This is a genomic window from Yoonia sp. SS1-5, assembly GCF_038443705.2.
Classification (GTDB): domain Bacteria; phylum Pseudomonadota; class Alphaproteobacteria; order Rhodobacterales; family Rhodobacteraceae; genus Yoonia; species Yoonia rhodophyticola.
In genome coordinates this window covers 175,967-194,725 of the sequence record NZ_CP151767.2, presented here as the reverse complement: position 1 = coordinate 194,725, position 18,759 = coordinate 175,967, and the positions used below count along the sequence as shown (strand labels likewise).

At 59.5% G+C, this 18,759-nt stretch carries 19 protein-coding genes; 10 read left to right on the top strand and 9 right to left on the bottom strand.

Annotated features, from left to right (window positions below; genetic code table 11):
- Nucleotides 1-51 precede the first annotated feature (51 nt).
- Complete coding sequence (locus tag AABB31_RS02540) at nucleotides 52-942, bottom strand: hypothetical protein (RefSeq protein ID WP_342075988.1); 891 nt, start codon at nucleotides 940-942, stop codon at nucleotides 52-54.
- A gap of 218 nt (nucleotides 943-1,160) precedes the next feature.
- On the opposite strand from AABB31_RS02540, the gene AABB31_RS02535 reads away from it, so the two are divergent.
- The 7 genes from AABB31_RS02535 (at nucleotide 1,161) to AABB31_RS02505 (ending at nucleotide 6,388) form a co-directional block, all read left to right on the top strand.
- Nucleotides 1,161-1,817, top strand: a complete 657-nt coding sequence (locus AABB31_RS02535; RefSeq protein ID WP_373635381.1) for a DUF1194 domain-containing protein — start codon at nucleotides 1,161-1,163, stop codon at nucleotides 1,815-1,817.
- A gap of 111 nt (nucleotides 1,818-1,928) precedes the next feature.
- Complete coding sequence (locus AABB31_RS02530; protein WP_342075990.1) at nucleotides 1,929-2,726, top strand: sulfurtransferase/chromate resistance protein; 798 nt, start codon at nucleotides 1,929-1,931, stop codon at nucleotides 2,724-2,726.
- Nucleotides 2,723-3,976, top strand: a complete 1,254-nt coding sequence (gene chrA, locus AABB31_RS02525) for a chromate efflux transporter (protein WP_342075991.1) — start codon at nucleotides 2,723-2,725, stop codon at nucleotides 3,974-3,976. The genes AABB31_RS02530 and chrA overlap by 4 nt, the downstream gene beginning before the upstream one ends.
- 69 nt (nucleotides 3,977-4,045) lie before the next feature.
- Entirely contained in the window at nucleotides 4,046-4,525 is a 480-nt protein-coding gene (locus AABB31_RS02520; protein WP_342075992.1) for a ClpXP protease specificity-enhancing factor SspB, read from the top strand.
- Nucleotides 4,526-4,591: 66 nt separating this feature from the next.
- Nucleotides 4,592-5,983: a class II fumarate hydratase gene (gene fumC / locus AABB31_RS02515; RefSeq protein ID WP_342075993.1), complete on the top strand. Its 1,392-nt coding sequence runs from the start codon at nucleotides 4,592-4,594 to the stop codon at nucleotides 5,981-5,983.
- Entirely contained in the window at nucleotides 5,980-6,159 is a 180-nt protein-coding gene (locus AABB31_RS02510; protein WP_342075994.1) for a DUF4169 family protein, read from the top strand. Before fumC ends, AABB31_RS02510 begins: the two co-directional genes overlap by 4 nt.
- Nucleotides 6,149-6,388, top strand: coding sequence for a ribbon-helix-helix domain-containing protein (locus AABB31_RS02505; RefSeq protein WP_342075995.1), 240 nt, complete (start codon nucleotides 6,149-6,151; stop codon nucleotides 6,386-6,388). Before AABB31_RS02510 ends, AABB31_RS02505 begins: the two co-directional genes overlap by 11 nt.
- On the opposite strand, the gene AABB31_RS02500 is transcribed toward AABB31_RS02505, so the two are convergent.
- From AABB31_RS02500 to AABB31_RS02485, 4 genes are all read right to left on the bottom strand, one after another.
- Nucleotides 6,373-6,627 (bottom strand): hypothetical protein, encoded by a 255-nt coding sequence (locus tag AABB31_RS02500; protein WP_342075996.1) that lies wholly within the window; start codon nucleotides 6,625-6,627, stop codon nucleotides 6,373-6,375. The two genes, AABB31_RS02505 and AABB31_RS02500, sit on opposite strands and share 16 nt — an antisense overlap.
- A gap of 241 nt (nucleotides 6,628-6,868) precedes the next feature.
- Nucleotides 6,869-8,242: a cytochrome P450 gene (locus AABB31_RS02495; protein WP_342075997.1), complete on the bottom strand. Its 1,374-nt coding sequence runs from the start codon at nucleotides 8,240-8,242 to the stop codon at nucleotides 6,869-6,871.
- Entirely contained in the window at nucleotides 8,239-9,504 is a 1,266-nt protein-coding gene (locus AABB31_RS02490; protein WP_373635827.1) for a hypothetical protein, read from the bottom strand. The genes AABB31_RS02495 and AABB31_RS02490 overlap by 4 nt, the downstream gene beginning before the upstream one ends.
- Before the next feature lie 64 nt (nucleotides 9,505-9,568).
- The gene (locus AABB31_RS02485) at nucleotides 9,569-10,324 is read right to left on the bottom strand and encodes a cytochrome c biogenesis protein CcdA (RefSeq protein WP_342075998.1); all 756 of its coding nucleotides are present in this window, start codon (nucleotides 10,322-10,324) and stop codon (nucleotides 9,569-9,571) included.
- A 105-nt stretch (nucleotides 10,325-10,429) separates the two neighbouring features.
- On the opposite strand from AABB31_RS02485, the gene AABB31_RS02480 reads away from it, so the two are divergent.
- Nucleotides 10,430-10,657 carry a sulfurtransferase TusA family protein gene (locus AABB31_RS02480; protein WP_342075999.1) on the top strand — a complete coding sequence of 76 codons (228 nt, stop codon included), beginning with the start codon at nucleotides 10,430-10,432 and terminating at the stop codon, nucleotides 10,655-10,657.
- A 77-nt stretch (nucleotides 10,658-10,734) separates the two neighbouring features.
- Here AABB31_RS02480 and AABB31_RS02475 read toward each other — a convergent pair whose 3' ends face one another.
- A complete protein-coding gene (locus tag AABB31_RS02475) occupies nucleotides 10,735-13,422 on the bottom strand; it encodes a ribonuclease E/G (RefSeq protein ID WP_342076000.1) in 2,688 nt (895 codons plus the stop codon).
- Between the two features lie 510 nt (nucleotides 13,423-13,932).
- Complete coding sequence (locus tag AABB31_RS02470; RefSeq protein ID WP_342076001.1) at nucleotides 13,933-14,685, bottom strand: helix-turn-helix transcriptional regulator; 753 nt, start codon at nucleotides 14,683-14,685, stop codon at nucleotides 13,933-13,935.
- 108 nt (nucleotides 14,686-14,793) lie between these two features.
- On the opposite strand from AABB31_RS02470, the gene AABB31_RS02465 reads away from it, so the two are divergent.
- Nucleotides 14,794-15,216 carry a hypothetical protein gene (locus tag AABB31_RS02465; protein WP_342076002.1) on the top strand — a complete coding sequence of 141 codons (423 nt, stop codon included), beginning with the start codon at nucleotides 14,794-14,796 and terminating at the stop codon, nucleotides 15,214-15,216.
- A 20-nt stretch (nucleotides 15,217-15,236) separates the two neighbouring features.
- The gene (locus AABB31_RS02460) at nucleotides 15,237-15,596 is read left to right on the top strand and encodes a hypothetical protein (RefSeq protein WP_342076003.1); all 360 of its coding nucleotides are present in this window, start codon (nucleotides 15,237-15,239) and stop codon (nucleotides 15,594-15,596) included.
- A gap of 36 nt (nucleotides 15,597-15,632) precedes the next feature.
- Here the strand turns inward: AABB31_RS02460 and AABB31_RS02455 are convergent, their stop codons facing one another.
- Entirely contained in the window at nucleotides 15,633-16,964 is a 1,332-nt protein-coding gene (locus tag AABB31_RS02455) for a sigma-54 dependent transcriptional regulator (RefSeq protein WP_342076004.1), read from the bottom strand.
- 11 nt (nucleotides 16,965-16,975) lie between these two features.
- On the bottom strand, nucleotides 16,976-18,730 hold the full coding sequence (locus AABB31_RS02450; protein WP_342076005.1) for an ATP-binding protein: 1,755 nt from the start codon (nucleotides 18,728-18,730) through the stop codon (nucleotides 16,976-16,978).
- Between the last annotated feature and the right edge of the window lie 29 nt (nucleotides 18,731-18,759).

The window sequence follows — 18,759 nt, the reverse complement described above, 5'->3', positions numbered from 1 at the left end:
AAAAAAGCCACCGCTGTTGCGGTGGCTTGAATGCTTGCGGACAGGCCGCTGTTAGTCGGCGGCCCCAACCAGTGATGCCACGCGAGGGGCGGCGTCGTCCACGGCGGGTGCAAGATAGATGTCGCCCAATGCGGCCATCCGATTGCCTAGCGTCGTGCTGCGGACCTGCAAGCCGTGTAGCTCGGTGCTGGTGGCGGTGCCGTTCTCAGCAATGCTCTGCAAGACGGGCTGCATGTTGCGCCAGTCAAAGGAAGCCGCGGCAAGAACCTGATTTGCGGCATAATCCGTTGGGGCGGCGATGCCGACCTCTGGCATGCCGTTGGTCAGCGCCGTCAGGCTGACCTGGTAAAGATCGACAAGGTCATCCAATGTCGCTTTGGCCTCGACGCTTGGCGTCTCAGCCGCCATTTCGCAGGCTTGCAGCTTGATCTTGTGGATCAGGATGTCCTGCCGTTCCAGCAGATCAAGCGTCAGGATCTCTGAGGTCGTCGCACCCTCTGCTTCGCCGTAGGCGTTCACACTTTCATCAAGCAGGGCGAGGGTCGCAAATTCCAGCGCGGGCTGGGCTTTTTTCATGGTTTTGATATAGGCGTCGGGGCGATCACCGGCGAGGATCATGCTGATGGATTCGTCAAACGGGCGCCATCCGACAAAAACCGCGTCATCCTCGGCGATTTTCCCATCAGCGACCAAGGTTGTCAGATGCGCGTTGAATGTGTTGCGCATATCGGCGAGCTCCTGCATCTCGGTCTGAACGGCGACATCCGCGTTGATCATGCAGGCCGATGCGACGGTCTGATGGACAAAGCTGTTCAATGCGCTGGTCATGATCAGCTGGGATTGGGCAGCGCCCTCTTCCGCCGCAGATGCCGCGCCAAATGTGGTGCCGATTGCGGCCAGCACGGCCATGGATGAAAGACGGATGGAACGCTTGTTGGGCATGAGAGGACCTTTTCTGTCGCATGACACGCTGACGACCCGGTGTGAGTGGTGGTCGAAAACGCGCTGAAGTTGTTGTTAGTGTCACTGTCTCACGCGCAAATGCGCCGACTTCTGGGCAGAATTGGGCAGAACGTGGGAAGAAACCGTAAAAACGACCTTTCCCCTACGTCACATTGATGCGACTTGAATTGATCGTACATGTTTCGCAGGATGATTTTATGAAATTCATTCGATTGTTGACGTTGTCCTGCTGGGGACTGATCCCCGCTATCGCATCTGCCTGTGAAACGGCCCTGATTCTCACCATTGATGTGTCGAATTCCATCGACCCCGCCGAATACCGGCTACAGACCGACGGGCTGGCAGATGCGTTGCGCGACCCCGAGATTGTCGAGACCATGATCCGGACCAATGTGGCTGTCACGGTTGTGCAATGGTCGGGCGTTGATCGGCAGACGGTCTCGATCCCCTGGCGGCGCATCCGGACCGCGCTTGATGCCGATATTCTCGCCACACAGGCCCGACTGATGGAGCGCGCTTTTGTGCTGTCCGACACCGCCCCGGCAGAGGCGATTTACTTCTCGCTGCCGCTTTTTGATGCGGTTCCCGATTGCACCCGCAAGGTGATTGACGTCTCGGGCGACGGCACCCCAAATGGTGGCTCGGATGTGCGCGCCGCCCGGCAAGCAGCCGAACGCGCAGGCGTGACCATCAACGGGATTGCAATTGAATTGATGGGCCTTGCCATCACCAATTTCTACCGCAGCGCCGTGATCACCCGGGACGGCTTTGTCATCACCGCCCGCACCCATCGCGAATATCCCGCCGCCATCCGGGACAAGATCCTGCGCGAGATCAGCCGCATCGTTGGATAGGCTTGACGCCTCATGCCGGATTGCGCACAACCATGACATGGGGTCCGCGAACGCCCCGTAAGGCCAAGGCCAAAGTATCGCATCCACTGACCGCTTCAGAAAGGATGCATCATGGCTGCGTTTACCGAAATATCCCCGTCAAATCTCATGCGCCTGATCGGCACGCCACAATGCCCGATCTTGGTCGATGTCTGCATTGACGACGACCACGACGACGACCCCTACCTGATCCCAACCGCCTTTCGGCATGCACACCACGATCCGGCGGGGCTGACTGCGCGTGTGGCGGGCCGTGAAGTTGTGGTGATCTGTCAAAAGGGCGCAAAGCTCTCACATGGTGTGGCGGCATCGCTGCGCGCGAATGGCGTCAATGCGCAGGTCTTGTCTGGCGGAAACCACGGCTGGCGCGACGCCAAACTGCCGCGGGTCCCGGCAGCCGCAATACCGGGCAACCAATGGGTCACGCGCCACCGCCCCAAGATCGACCGGATCGCCTGCCCCTGGCTGATCCGCCGCTTCGTGGACCCGGGCGCCACATTCCTGTTCGTACCGCCCGCAGAGGTCACGGCCGTCGCAGAGCGGTTCAATGCCACCCCTTTTGATATCGAAGATACATTCTGGAGCCACCGGGGCGATGCCTGCACCTTTGACACCATGATTGCAGAGTTTGGGTTGTCACATCCGGCCCTTGATGCGCTGGCCACTGTGGTACGGGCGGCTGACACCAATCGACATGATCAATCCCCGCAAGCCGCCGGGCTGCTGGCGCTCTCGGTCGGGTTGTCGCGCATGTATAAAGACGACAACGCGCAGCTTGCGGCGGGCATGGGGCTTTATGATGCGCTCTATCGCTGGGCACGCGACGGGCAAAGCGAAAGCCATGACTGGCCGGCGGACAGACGGGTATGATCAGCGATTTGATACGGATCTTTGGACGGATCGGGTTGATGTCATTCGGCGGGCCTGCTGCCCAGATTGCATTGATGCACAAGGAGCTGGTCGAAACCCGCAACTGGCTGACCGAGGATCAATTCCTACGCGCCCTGTCATTTTGCATGCTGCTTCCCGGACCAGAGGCGATGCAACTGGCCACCTATGCCGGATGGAAGCAGCGCGGCATCCTTGGCGGGTTGATCGGCGGTGGCCTGTTTGTTCTGCCCGGCGCAATTGTCATCGCCGGTTTGGCCTTGGCCTATGGCACCTATGGTGATCTGGCTTGGGTGGCGGCGGTGTTTCTGGGGATCAAGGCCACCGTTGTCGTCATCGTCATTCAGGCGCTGATCAAGGTGGCTGGCCGGGCATTGACCGGCCCTATTGATGGGCTGATTGCCGTGGCGGGCTTTATGGCCCTGTTCTTTCTGGCCCTGCCCTTCCCCCTTGTCATCGCCGTGGCCGCATTGATCGGTGCCGCGCGGTCAACTACAGGTCCTGCTGCAGCACCGGCCCCGCCTGCCCGCCTTGGGCACAGCCTGCGCATCGTGCTTGTCGGGGCGGCGATCTGGGCGGCACCGCTGATCCTTGCATATATGCTTGAACTGCCCTTTCTGACCGATATCGGCCTGTTCTTTTCAAAGCTTGCGGTCGTCACCTTTGGCGGGGCCTATGCCGTGCTGGCCTATATGACCCAGCAGGTGGTCGTTGACTTTCAATGGCTCAGCACGGCGCAAATGATGGATGCGCTTGGCCTGGCGGAAACAACACCCGGCCCGCTGATCCTGGTGACGCAGTTTGTCGGCATGGTTGCGGGCGCTGCAGAGGGCGGGGTTGCGATGGCGCTCTGGGCTGGGTTGATGACGCTTTGGGTGACCTTTGTGCCCTGCTTTATCTGGATTTTCGCAGGCGCGCCCTTGATTGACTGGCTGGGCGGACGGCCGCGTTTGCGCGGGGCGTTGGCCGCTATCACGGCAGCCGTCGTCGGTGTGATCGCTAATCTGTCACTGTGGTTTGCGGCACATGTCTTCTTTGGAACCGTTGAACCGCTGGTCTGGGGACCGGTGCAGACGATCCGGCCTGTGATCGGAACAGTTGATCCGGTTGCGGTGGGGCTTGCCGTCGTGGCTGCGATCCTTCTGCTATGGCGCGGGTGGTCATTGCCGCGTGTTTTGATCACATTGGCGGGCGTTGGATTGCTGCACTGGGCGATTGCTGGCGGGGCATAAGATCGGCCCTTCACTCTACCTTCGAATCCCCTATGCTGATCCCACGCACTGACCAAGGGGTGACATGTCGTGACAGGTTCAATCGACTATGGAAATCTGATGCACCGCGCGATGCGGGGCTTGATCCAGGAAGTGCTTGGCCGGATCGCCAAGGAAGGCCTGCCCGGCGCGCACCACTTTTTCATTACCTTTGACACGATGCATCCGGATGTCGAGATCGCCGATTGGTTGTCAGACCGGTATCCGGGCGAAATGACGGTGGTGATCCAGCACTGGTTTGATGACCTGAATGTCACCAATGAAGGGTTCACCATCACGCTGAATTTCGGTGACAATCCCGAAACACTTTATATCCCCTATGACGCGATCAAGACCTTCGTTGATCCGTCAGTGGAATTCGGATTGCGCTTTGAAACCGAGGAACATGCCGAGGACGAGGCAGAGCCGGTCGAAGAAGCGCCCATGCAGGAAATGGTCGAACCCGAAGACGATGAACCGGGCGACCGTCAGGAAGCCGAAGTTGTCAGTCTGGACAAATTCCGCAAGTAGCCCATCTTGCACGCCCTCAAATGGCGGCTTACACCCAGCGGTGACAGACAACGCAAGGGGCCGACCATGACCGCAACACGTACCGAAACAGACAGCTTTGGCCCGTTGGAGGTCCCCGCGGACCGGTATTGGGGCGCCCAGACACAGCGATCCATCATGAACTTCCCCATCGGATGGGAAAAGCAGCCCGTTGCGATCGTGCGCGCCCTTGGGGTGATCAAGCAGGCCTGCGCGATGGCCAACAAGGATCGCGGCAAGTTGGACGCCGAACGCGCCGATGCGATCATCGCCGCCGCCGCCGAGGTGGTTGCCGGCAAGCTGGATGATCATTTCCCGCTTGTGGTCTGGCAAACCGGTTCAGGGACCCAATCGAACATGAACGCCAATGAGGTCATCGGCAACCGGGCCATCGAGATTCTTGGCGGCACAATTGGATCAAAGGACCCCGTCCACCCCAATGACCATTGCAATATGGGGCAGTCCTCGAACGATACATTCCCGACCGCGATGCATATCGCCGTCGCAACCACCGCACATGATATTCTGCTGCCCGGGCTTGCCAAGCTGCATGCAGCGCTTGCGCAAAAACAGCAGGAATTCGGTGATATCATCAAAATCGGCCGAACCCATACAATGGATGCCACGCCACTGACACTGGGGCAGGAATTTTCCGGCTACACACATCAGGTTGCAATGGGCATTCGGCGGATCAAGGCCGTGCTTCCGGCTATTTACGAACTGGCCCAGGGTGGGACAGCCGTTGGCACCGGGCTGAATACCCCCAAAGGCTGGGGTGAAACCGTCGCCAAGAATATGGCCGACATCACAAACCTGCCTTTCGTCACAGCCCCCAACAAGTTCGAGGCGCTGGCCGCCCATGATGCCCTGGTCGAAATGTCGGGTGCGTTGAAAACAGTGGCCGCCAGCCTCTACAAGATCGCCGCCGACATCCGGATGCTCGGATCTGGCCCGCGTTGCGGCCTGGGCGAGCTGATGCTGCCCGAAAACGAGCCCGGTTCATCCATCATGCCGGGCAAGGTGAACCCCACGCAGGTCGAGGCACTGACACAGGTCTGCGCCCATGTCATGGGCAATGACGCCGCCGTCGGTTTTGCCGGGTCACAGGGACATTTTGAACTGAATGTAATGAAGCCGATGATGGCCTATAACGTCCTGCAATCCATGCAGTTGATTGGCGATGCCGCGGTGGCATTTACCGATAACTGCGTCGCCGGCATTCAGGCCGACAAGACCCGGATCGAAAAGCTGATGCGCGAAAGCCTGATGCTCGTCACCGCACTGGCCCCCACCATCGGTTACGACAACGCCACCACCGTCGCCAAGACCGCCCACAAGAACGGCACGACCCTCAAAGAAGAAGCCATCAAGCTTGGCTTTGTTGATGACGCCACATTCGAAAAGGTCGTGCGCCCCGAGGACATGATTGGCCCCAAGTGAAGCCGGTCAACCTCAACCAGGCCAGAAAGGCAAAAGATCGGGCGGCGGCAAAAGCCAGGGCAGATGCAAACGCTGTCCGGTTTGGCCGCACCAAGGCCGAACGGCTTTTGGATGCGGCGCGCGAGAAGCAGGCACAGGACCGGCTGTCGCAGTTGAAGTTCGACGATGAAGACTGATCACAGCCGCCCGATCAAACGCTCGCTCACGTTGCGCGGGCATCGCACAAGCGTGTCGCTTGAAAACATTTTCTGGGATCAGTTCCGCAAAATCGCGGATGACAGCGGCAAGACAATCAATGGGCTTGCCTCTGAAATAGACGAAGGCCGCGGAGATGTCGGTCTCGCATCGGCCATTCGTGTCTATATACTAGCGCGCGCGCTCGCGCCCGATCAGTCTTTGGAATAGAGCGCCCCACGCAGGCTGTTCAGCTGCGCGCGATCTTCTTTCTCATTGTCGTTCAGTTTTGCCGGACGCATGGCCCGTGCGGCTGCTTCGTTCTGCTGAAACAGCTTTGCAACTTCATGTCCCTCAAGCGGCTTTTTGGCCGCGCTCAACTTGCCGGTCACGTCTGTCGAAATGCGCCGCTTCTTGCTCAGCAGCGCTGTCAGTCCCAACTTGGTCGAACCTGGTATACTGATGGTCATTTCATCCCCCGATTGAAAACCCGTCCCTGTGCGCACTTATTGTTAACCAATGCGGCGGAAAAAAGGCAACTGGATACTAACTCTACGTCACCACTGGATCACAAAATCCCTTTTATGTCTAGCGGATCGCCACGGCACTTGGCGCAAATGTGAACGAATTGAGGCATTTACACCGCATTTCTAGATCTCAGCGTTTCAAATTTACGGCTAAAGTTAAGAATATGTTAATAATTTAAGCGGTTTAGGAAACGGTTTTGTCACGTGGTTCGAATCGCAGCCAGATCCCGGCACGCGATCTGACCGTCAGTTGCGCCATGGGCACGGGGGTTTTGTCGGGGACCAGCGAAAACCGGTAAGCCCGCAAAAGCCCGGCCAAAACAACAGCCCCTTCGATCATCGCAAAACCAGCGCCGCTACACACACGCGGCCCCGTCGAGAATGGCAGATAGGCATGACGCGCCGCCTGCCGTGCCGCGTCACCATCCCAGCGCGCCGGATCAAACCCGTCAGGATTGTCCCAGAACCGTGTGTGCCGGTGCAGGTGCCAAGGCGAGATGACAACCTGCGCACCGGGTGCCACGGACCGGTCGCGAAACATCTCGGGCTGCACCGTCTGGCGCACCATCATTGGCACGGGTGGATACAGGCGCAATGTTTCGCGAAAGACGTCGCGCGTGATCTTCAGCGATGACAAGCCCGCAAAGCTGCCATCATAGGCCGCCGCCTCTGCCGCGACGCGGTCCTGCCAGTCCGGATAAAGCGCCAGAAGATACAGCGCCCAGCCAAGCGCAGAGGCGCTGGTTTCATGCCCGGCCAGAAAAAAGATCGCGATCTGGTCAATCATTTCGTCCTTGGAAAAGCAGGTCCCAGATACCGGGTCCGGCGTTGTCATGATCTTTGTGGCAAGATCATCAGGGGCAGCGCCCGCATCAATCGCCGCCTGTCGTGCGTCAGCCATCCCGGTGATCAATCTGCGGATCGTGCGTGCTGTCTGCCGGGTCTTGCGATTGAAGAACCGGGGCATCCAACGCGGCCCGGGGATGAACGCGGCAAGGTTCAGGATCGGCTGACTTTGCTGATGGGCCTGAAATGCCTGAAAGACCGCGGCGGCGGTTTCATCCTCAATCGGGATCGAAAACAGTGTCCGAAAAATGACGTCAGCGGCGATATGGCTGGTCAGGGCCTCTATCTCGACGGGTGCGCCCGTTGCACGTGATGCCAACCGCACAGCACCTGCATCGCTTGCGGCCTTGATCCCCGCAAATGTGTCCCGCAAACGCCCGCCTTCGAAAGCGGGGTCAATGATCCGCCGCTGCCGCTTCCAGATCTCGCCATTGGTGACAAAGACGCTCTCGCCCAACAGCGGGCGTAACCCGGCACCGATCCGGTCGGATTTGGGAAAGTCATCCGGTCGTTCGGACAGCACAAGCCGCAGCAGATCAGGGTCATTGATCAGATAGCTGCGAAAGAAGGGCGTTCGAAACGCCGCCATCCATGCCCCGTAAAGCCTTGCGGGCTGCGCGGAAAGGATATCCTGTCGGAATAACCGCATATACCGCCACAGCGAGACGTTATCAGGTCGCGACGGTGGCTTTGGGGGCAACGGGGTTGTCATGGCGCGAGCGAGGTGAATTTCGAGGCGGCGACGTCGATGCGGGATTTCGATGGCTGCCTGTCCCGATAGCGATCTGCCAACAAAACCGGGCCGGCGGTGATCTGGAAATAGTCGTAATCCTTGGGCTGATCAAAGGCGCAGAGATATTGAAAATGCAGCCGGAAGAACCGCCAGCGCAGCGCCTTCCACCGCGCGGGTGACAGGCTTTGGGTAAATGCAGCCGAGATCACCAGCGGCCATTTCTTTCCGGGCGGCACAACGCCTGTCACCGCCACCGGATCGCATAGCGCAAAGGAACACCCGTCACCGGGGGCCGAGACATCAACCCACGCCACCGCATCCTGTGCGGCAAGAAACGCGAGATCCCGCCGCAGAACCTCCGCCCGGGGCAGGAACGACATCATGGGCACCACCTGCCCCAAGGTCAGCAGCGCTAGCCGCGGCCCCTGCCCGCCGACAGCCCCGCTGCGAATAAGATCGGCGGCCACGCTGATCGCCAGATGCGCGCCGGAGGAATGACCAACGATCAATATCTCGTCGATATCATCGGTAAAGGCGGCCTTGATCGTCGCTGCAAACTGTTCCATCCGCGCATCAAGTTCGGGCGGATTGGCCCCCCACTGGCGGGCAGAGAACGCATAGTCGTGCATCAGGTAATAGGCGAAAAGCTTGTGATCCCTCGCTTTGAACGCCCGCAGGATTGCACCAGTGACCACCACCCAGATCGCATATTTCAGCCCCCAGCCAAGCCATGCCAACACCATCAGAACCCCGCCGCCAGCAAACCCGCCCAGCCACACCAATCCGTTTTCGGCAAAGCGGCCCAGGACCCATCCGACGCCCAAGGCCAGCCCAAGCTGAAAGATCAGCATCACCACCGGATAAAGGGCCGCAATGACCGGCCCTTTGCGCATCCACATCAGGCGGCGCAAGGTCCCGGTTGTCAGGTAGATCCATGCGGTCCGGACCAGTTGCCAATAGGTGGCCGGAATGGATTGGGCCATGCTGTCACGCACGATATCTGACCAGACGAGCACATTGATATCGGCCCGGATATCGCAATCGTCGATCCGGGCCTGCACATCCCAGCGAAACCCTGTGTCAGACGCCGCGGCCTGCACGCCGATCTGATAGCCGCTGATATCGGCCTGCGCAGCCGATTCGCTGCGATAAAGTTCGCGGTAGCGCCGTGGATGGATCGGATCATAACCGGGAATGTGAAAGACACGCCGTCGCGAAACCCGTTTGGAGCCTTCGGTCATCGCCATCCCTTGCTTGCGATCCACTTATCGCAGGCTAGCGCATCACGACGCCAAACATAAGGGCTTAGCCAATCGCACCCAGCGCCGGGAAACGTTCCAGCAGCCAATAGCTGAATGCCGCAAACTGCCCGGTCAGCATCATCAGCCCGACGGTCCATAACAGCAGGCCAGAGGTCCGCTCGATCCGGTCCATATGGCGTTTCATCCAGGCCATCACCCCTTTCAGGCGCGGGAAGAACGCCGCAACCAGCAGGAACGGAATGCCAAGACCAATCGCATAGACCGCAAGCAGCACGGTGCCGCGGGTCACGTCACCTTCCATCGTGGCCAGCCCAAGGATCGCCCCCAGGATCGGACCAAGGCAGGGCGTCCACCCAAAGGCGAAGGCCAGCCCCAGAATATAGGCTCCAAAGGCCGAGCCGCCCCTGTCGCCCGCTTCCATCCGGACCTCGCGATCAAGGAAACGAAACCGAAAGACCCCAATGAAATGCGCCCCAAGGATCATGATCGTGATCCCTGCGAAATAGATGAACCAATCCTGCACCTGCAGGATCATCCGGCCCATCGCCGAAAAGGCGATACCCAGCAGGATAAACACCGTCGACAAGCCCAGAACGAAAAAGGCCGCTGCAATCAGAACGCGCCTGCGGGCGGCGCGTGCTTCTTCCAGTTCGGTCACCGACACGCCGCCCATATAGGCCAGATACGGGGGAACCACCGGCAGCACACAAGGGCTGAGGAAGGACAAAAGCCCCCCAAACAGCGCCACAAGCATGGCAGGCAGCAATGCTGCGTCAAAAATCGCACTGGCTTCAAACATTTCGTTCCCCTTTGGCACTTCCTACGGCAGAAGCGCTCACAGGTCACCGGGGCAAATTCTCACAAGTTGGTGGACAATCTGAAACATGCATCCTAACGCCTGCATATGACCCATGATGCAGATCTTGATGCCAAAGGCCTATTGTGCCCCCTACCCGTGCTAAAAGCGCGCAAGCGCCTGCAGGGGCTGGCGCAGGGCCAAGTCCTGCGCATGGTGGCCGATGATCCGGCAGCGATTGTCGACGTCCCGCATTTCTGTGCAGAGGCCGGGCACGAACTGATCGACATGCAGGATCAGGATGATGCGCAGGTCTATCTGATCAAAAAGAAATAGCCGCACCGGGCGCGAAACAAAAAAGGCACCGCCACTTGGGGGCGATGCCTTTTTTTGCGGTCTATTGCGTGCCGCGGTTAACCGCGTCCCAATGACCACCAGCCCTTGCGCTTGGGCTTGGGTTTCTCTTCTGGGGCAGGTGCCGCCTCTGCGACCGGTGCGGTTGCTTCGGCCACAGCGGCAACCGCGGCTTCGGCAACGGGTGCTTCTTGTGCGGGCGCCGCTTTTTCTGCCGGAGCAGTTTCAGCCTCGGCTGGTGCCTCTGCGGCGGCCTTGGGCTTGGCCCTGCTGCGGCGCTTGGGCTTGGGTTTCTCTTCTTCGGCGGCTGGCGCAGGCTCTGCGGCTTGCGCGTCGTCCGTAGCCGCATCGGCTGGTTCCGACTTCTTGCGGGTCCGGGTGCGCTTTTTGGGGGCAGGCTTGGCCTCCTCTGCTGCGGGCGCCTCTTCGGCAGGTGCTGCGCTCGCATCGGTGGACGTCGCAGGTTCCACCGCGTCCTCGGCCGGGGCGGCATCCTTTTTGGCACGTGTGCGACGACGCTTGGGCTTTTCTTCCTTCGCGGGTTCCTCTGTCGCCTCGGGCGCCTCTACCGGTGCCTCAGCTGGGGCGTCGGCACTTGCTGTTTCCTCGCTGGATTGCGCGGTGTTCTGCCCCTCGGCCTGCTGGTTCTCACCACCATTGCCACCGCCACGCCGCCGCCGGCGACGGCGCCGCTTGCGCTTTGGCCGATCCTCGCCCTCGGCAGCATCGGGGCGCGGTTCCGCCTCTTCCGCCTCGGGCAGCAGTTCCACCGCATCCGCATCATCGCCATCCATCATCACAACGGATGTCACAACCGGCGCGGCATCTGGAACAACACGTGTTGCCGTCTTGAACTTGTCGATGGCGAAATCTGGCGACACCAATGCAGGGTCGCATTCGATCCGCACGGACATCCCGTAACGGGCCTCGATATCGCCGATATGTTCGCGTTTGCCATTCATCAGGAAGTTGGCAATCGTGATCGGCGCCTTGACAAGGACCTCTTTGGACCGACCCCGCACGCCCTCTTCTTCAAGCTGGCGCAGAATGGCGAGGGCAACGTTGTCGTCAGACCGCAAGAGGCCCGTACCATGACAATGGGCACACATCTGGGTGGTCGCCTCCAGCATGCCGGGACGCAGGCGCTGACGGGACATTTCCATCAGACCAAAGCCCGAGATGCGGCCAACCTGAATGCGGGCGCGATCCGTCTTGAGCTTGTCCTTGAAACGTTTCTCGACAGCGGCGTTGTTCTTGCGCTCGTCCATGTCGATAAAGTCGATCACGATCAGACCAGCCAGATCACGCAGGCGTAGCTGGCGAGCTACCTCATCGGCGGCCTCCAGGTTGGTCTTGGTCGCGGTCTGCTCAATCGAGCCTTCCTTGGTCGCACGACCAGAGTTCACATCAATGGCAACCAGCGCCTCTGTGATACCAATCACGATATAGCCGCCCGACGGCAATTGGACCGTCGGATTGAACATGCCGTTCAGATAGCCCTCGACCTGATAACGGGCATAGAGGGGCAGTTGTTCGGCGTAGTATTTCACGTTTTTGGCGTGGGACGGCATGATCATCTTCATGAAGTCCTTGGCGGTGCGATAACCCGCCTCGCCTGCGACGATGACCTCGTCAATCTCTTTGGAATAGAGATCACGGATCGAGCGTTTGATCAGGTCACCTTCCTCGTAAATCTTCGCGGGTGCGATTGATTTCAGGGTCAGTTCGCGGATCTGTTCCCACATCCGTTGCAGGTATTCATAATCGCGCTTGATCTCGGCCTTGGTGCGCTGCGACCCGGCAGTGCGGATAATCAGCCCGGCACCATCAGGAACCGTCATGGAGCCTGCGATTTCCTTCAGCTTCTTGCGGTCAGCGGCATTGGTGATCTTGCGGCTGATACCACCGCCACGGGCGGTGTTGGGCATCAAGACGCAGTAACGACCGGCCAGCGACAAATACGTGGTCAGGGCGGCACCCTTGTTGCCGCGTTCTTCTTTGACGACCTGGATCAGCAGGATCTGACGAACCTTGATGACTTCCTGGATCTTGTAACGCTTGGGGCGGGGCTTGCGGACCGGGCGGACCTCATCGGTGTCATCCTCTTCGGCGACACTTTCGATGGATTCGTCCTTGCTGCGCGGATCGCTTGACGGCTGGTCGTCATCGTCGTCGCTGTCGTCATCCTCACCCGCGGCCGGTGTTTCCACCGGCGTCTCGGAGACCGTCATCATCGGCGATGTACCCTCTTCGGGTTCGGCATCCTCGGCAACAAGGTCGATGGTTTCCATCCCCTTGATATCGCCGGATGTTTCCTCTTCCGGGGTCTCGACATCAGCGGTTGCGACCGCATCATCGGTCTCGACGGCGGCGGCCTTTGGCTTGGCCCGGCTGCGGCGGCGTTTGGACTTTGGCTTTTCCTCATCCTCGGCGTCTGCTTCGGCCTTGAGGCTTTCGGCATAGGCCTTTTCCTCGGCGATCAACGCCTCACGGTCGGCGACCGGGATCTGGTAGTAGTCAGGATGAATTTCCGAGAACGCGAGGAAGCCATGGCGATTGCCGCCATAGTCCACAAAAGCCGCCTGAAGCGATGGCTCTACGCGCGTGACTTTCGCAAGGTATATGTTGCCTGCAAGCTGACGCTTGAACTGGCTTTCGAAATCAAATTCCTCGACTTTGTTCCCATCGACCACAACGACGCGGGTTTCTTCCGCGTGCGTGGCATCTATTAGCATTTTCTTTGGCATTTTTTCCGTTCACACGTAACCCCGGCGGCGCCCCGGAAGGCGCGGAAACCCGTGTTATATGTTTGATTAAGGCGATGTGCGCGCGGGCAAAACCGGGGTCCCTCGGGACCGCACTGTTTTGCCTGTCAATTCCTGCGCGTTGCATCGCGTTTCTTCTCCGACCGCGTAAGGATGCGGCCCGTTCAGGGCCCGGTCTGCGCTTGAGTAGACACAGCCAGGGCGTTCTTCTGGTCGTAGCGACCAAATCAGCTGTCCAACCGGTGTTGGACCCACGGTCCAAATCAACCAAGACAGAGAATTCTCCCGAATGGCTCCGCGCAACATCGCGCGGGCATCCGTACCCCTTACATAAGGGAGGAACGCTACGTATTACAATGGCAATTTCGTTGGACCGTTGCAGACGCGTGATGCAATCGCGCGCTGGGTCAGGTACTGTGGCGGCCCATCCGGCGCACGTCACCCTTCGGAAATCAAAGCAGAATTTGCCTCCACAGGCCCAAACGCCGTATTTCAGGCCTGCCCCAATGCCTCAAGTGCGGCGGCCGTGTCATCATCCATCGGGTAGTAAAGTTCGATTTTCAGATCATCGAGCGTGATGTCGTCGGGCGTGCCGAACTGGGCAATGGTTGCAAACAGGCTCAAACGGGTATCACCGGCGTTGAAAATCGTTGGGATCACGGGGCCAGCATCCCCGCCAGTATGTCCCCCGACCTGCGCCAGCGCCGCGGCGGCCTGATCCAATTCAGGCACACCGCCTTGCGCCATGCTTTCGACGCGCAAACGGGCAGCGGCGTGGTGGGCCACCTCTGGCCAGTTCTCGATCACAGGGGGCAACACATCCGAGGTCATCAGCGCCAAAAGGCTGTCACCGACACCGACACCAAACATGCCAAACAAGGCGCGCGCGGCCTCATTGGCCTGCCGGATCGTCCAAAGCCGGTCAACGGCAATCCCGGGAAACGGCATATGGCACGTCAGCATCCGCTCAACCGCCCGCCGGATCGGGTTCATCTCCGTATCCGACCAGTCACGCCCGCCGTAGCGGGCGGCAAAGCCTGCTTGCGTCAACATATGATTGCGGGCCTCCAGCGGCATCTGCAACGCCTCGCCCAGTCGCATCACCATCTCACGGCTGGGCTGGGCCCGACCGGTTTCAAGAAACGACACATGCCGCCCCGAAACATCTGCCTCTAGCGCAAGGTCAAGTTGACTAAGACGGCGCGCCTTGCGCCACGATTTAAGCGAGTTTGGGAATCCGGTCATATGCGAAACCTAACATAAGCGCGGATGAATTCACTTACCTGTCAGGTAATTGCGACACCGACCCGCATCACGCTAGGGCTGGGCCACAAAGAAACCTGGAGCACGACAATGGCAACCCAGACCACGCACAAATTCTGGCTGAAGATTTCAGCGCTGACCATCGCAAGCTTTGGGCCGATCCTGACGCTTGCAACAATGCCCGCCTTCAACGAACCCGCAAGATGGAGCCTCGACCTTCTGACATGGCCATTGGATGGATTCCCATCCTACGACGCACCTGAAATCTGGTTCCTTTCCGCATTGACCGGGGGCTTTCTGGTCGGCTGGGGCGTCATGGTCTGGTGCCTGTCGATCTGGGTCTATGATCTGGCACCCGAACCGGTGCGCAAGACGCTTTTGACCAGCGCGCTGGCCTGGTTCTGTCTCGACAGCCTTGGCTCCATCACGTCCGGCAACTGGCCCAACGTCCTCTGGAACATTCTTTTTCTATTTCTGGCCGTCGGCCCATTGTGGCGCCCCGCGACAGACTAACCCCAGATCGGAGAAACATCATGTCACAGCTGCGCACGACCCTGACAATACTTTTGCTCGCGATGGTTCTGGTGACGCTTACGGCCGTCACAAACGAAGGTTTCGACCTGATCAGCCCGTATGTCGGGCCAATCCTTGCATTGTCCTGGCAAGGACAATTCAACGTCGATTTCGCTTGCTACCTGGTCCTGTCCGGGATCTGGATGGCGTGGCGACAGGGGTTCACGAATGGTGGCATCTCCCTTGGCGTTCTTGCGCCACCATTGGGGATGCTGTTTTTCGCGCCCTACTTGATCTACCTGATTGGAAAAAGCGGCGGAGACCCACGCAGGTTTTTGCTCGGCGTGCATGCAGAGACCGGTGATGCAACGCAACGCTGACGATTAACGGCTGGACGCGCATTGCACCGCGCGGTGCTACAGGTAGTCGGACCGCTGCAACCCGTATTTGGCCATCTTCTCATTCAAGGTCCGGCGGGGCAAACAAAGCTCGTCCATCACAGCGACGATTGACCCCTTGTGGCGGCGCATCGTGTTGTCGATCAGCATCCGTTCGAAGGCTTCGACAAACTCTTTGAGCGGTTTACCTTCTGTGGTCATGGCCGGCTTGCTGTCTTCGGTGTCGGCCATCAGCAAGGAGGCGATGGACCCGGTGCCGCGTCTGTTCTGCAGCACGGCGCGCTCGGCCACGTTGATCAACTGCCGGACATTGCCGGGCCAAGGGGCCTGCAATAGCTGGGCGGCCTCTTGGGCGCTGACCTCAGGTGCATCGCACCCATATTCATCCGCAAACTGCTCGCCCAAGCGGGTGAACAGGGTCAGGATGTCTTCGCCGCGCTGACGCAATGGTGGGACAGTGATCCGCAAGGCGGCCAGACGGTAGAACAGGTCGGGGCGCAGAACGCTTTCACAGGTCTTGTCCTGCTCCTGCAGGTTACAGATCGCAACGATGCGCGTTTCTGCGGGCGTTCCCTGATCGTTGATCGCGGTCAGCAACCGGGCCTGCAGCGCATGGCTCAGCGCCTCGATATCTTCCAGCACCAATGTACCGCCCCGGGCCTCTTCCATGGCCGGGATCGGCTCGTCGTCATTGGCGGGTCCAAAGATGCGGCGGGCGAGGGTTTCCTCGTCATAGGCCGAACAGCTGAGCAGGACGAATTTCTTGTTGGCGCGGGCGCCAACGGCATGCAGGGCATGCGCCACAAGGGTTTTGCCGGTCCCTGTCTCACCCTCGACCAGAACATGGCCATCGGCCTGGCCCAGATCCAGAATGTCCTCTTTCAGGCGGGCCATGGGTTCGGACTGGCCGATAAGCTTTTTGATCAACGCGGACCCATCCGACAATTCCCGGCGCAGCGCGCGGTTATCCAGGGTCAGGCGGCGGGCATGTGTGGCCTTTTTGGCCAATTCGGTCATGCGATCCGGGTTGAACGGTTTTTCAAGGAAATCATAGGCGCCGACCCGCATTGCCTCGACAGCCATAGGCACATCGCCGTGACCTGTGATCATGATCACAGGCAACGAGCTGTCGACGCCTTTCAGCTTCTTGAGAAACTGCATGCCGTCCATGCCGGGCATCTTGATATCGCTGACCACGATGCCGGGGAAATCATTGCCCAGCCCCTTCAGCGCGTCTTCGGCCGACGCAAAGGTCTCGGTGTCAAAGCCCGACAGGGCCAGCCACTGGCTGATCGACTGACGCATGTCTTTCTCGTCATCGACAATTGCGATTTTCATAGCCTTGGACATAACTTTTTTCCTTACTCTGCCGCCGCGACGTCTTCTTTCAAGCGGGGCAATTGCACTTCGAACACGGCCCCGCCATCGACCGCATTACGGGCCGTCAGACGTCCGCTCAAATCGTTTACGATCCCTGATGAGATGGCAAGCCCCAGCCCAACGCCATCGCCGGGTTCCTTGGTTGTGTAGAAGGGTTCGAACAGCTCGCCCAGGTTTTCGATCCCGTCGCCATTGTCACGGATTTGCAGGCTGACAGTGTCACCGGCAACCAGCAGGATTTCGACCGTCGGATTGGCCGCGTTCTTGGTGGCATCCAATGCATTGCGCAACAGGTTGATGATCACCTGCTCCAGCCGCAGCCGATCCCCCAAAATCATCACCGGTTCATTGGGCAATGTGCGGATGATATTGACCGCCCGCGTCTTAAGCTGCGGCTCCATCATGGCCAGCGCTGTGGACACTGCAGCCCTTGTGTCAACGGGTTCAAACGCGTCCGAGCCCTTTCGGGCATAGGACTTCAACTGGCGGGTAATCGCGCCCATCCGCTCGAGCAGATCATCAATGCGCTGAAAGGATGACAAGGCCTCGTCAGGGCGTTTGCGCTGCAACAAAAGGCGCGCGCCGGCCAGGTAGGTTTTCATCGCCGCCAATGGCTGGTTCAACTCGTGACTGACAGCCGCCGACATCTCGCCCAATGCGGCCAGTTTTGAGGATTGTGCAATCGTCTGTTCGGCCACTTGCAGGGTCTTTTCGACCTTTTCACGTTCGGCAATTTCCCGCTGCAGCCGACGGTTCAATGCGCGAAGCTCTGCTGACTCACGCTGAAAGAACACCAGCCGCGACGCCGTCTTGCGGGACATGAAATAGAAGGCGATCGCCAAAAGCAGGGCGAATCCCATGACCTCGATCGCCAAAATCCCGTTCACCTTTTCGCGCACCGACGCATAGGTGGTAAAGCTCAGCATGCGCCATCCCTGATGCGGGACGCGCGCCTCGCGGCGCAAGACCGCCTCGCCCCGCAAATAGGCGTCAGCCGGCAATGCCGCCCAGCCCTGGGTCGCGCGGATAGCGCGCACAATGGCCGATGGCGCAGACTGTCGGGCCAGCGCATCCTCTTCGCGAAGGCCGCGCCAACGGGATTCTGTTGTCATGATGATCTGGCCGGCGCTGTCGATCACGACAACCGCGTCCGACACCCCCGACCAACTGCGTTCCAGCCGCGGCACATCAATTTCAATCATGATGACGCCCAGAAACTCGGCCCCGTTTTCAATCCGGCGGGAATAGACAAAGGAAAACGCGCCGTCCTCGTTCTGGTAGGTCGAATAGACCGTCTGGTTCGTGCGTTGGGCATTCACGAAATAGGGGGCGGCCCGGTGGTTTTCGCCCAGGCGATTTCGATCCGTTGCCGCAACCGACCGCCCGTCACCATCAAGCAGCATCAGCGAGGCTGCACCAATTTCATCCACAAACGACAACAGCCGCGCGGTAGAGAGCGAATAATTCTTGTCTTCCAGTGCCGAGATCAGATCAGGGTCACGCGCCAATAGCGGCGGCACAACAGAGTTACGCTGGAGCTCGCTGACCAGCGTATTGACATAAAGCGCCAGCCGCACCTCGGACCGGTTGCGGATGGTTTCGGTAAAGCGCTGGGTCAGGAACTGGTTGCTGACATAGATGACGATCACCGCAAAAAGGCAGATCACCAATATAGACAGGCGCAGATACCATCTGCCCTTGCTATTTACACCGCTGAATTTTGCCGCACCCGCCATGGGGCACAGTCTAGGCCTTCCCCCTTGCC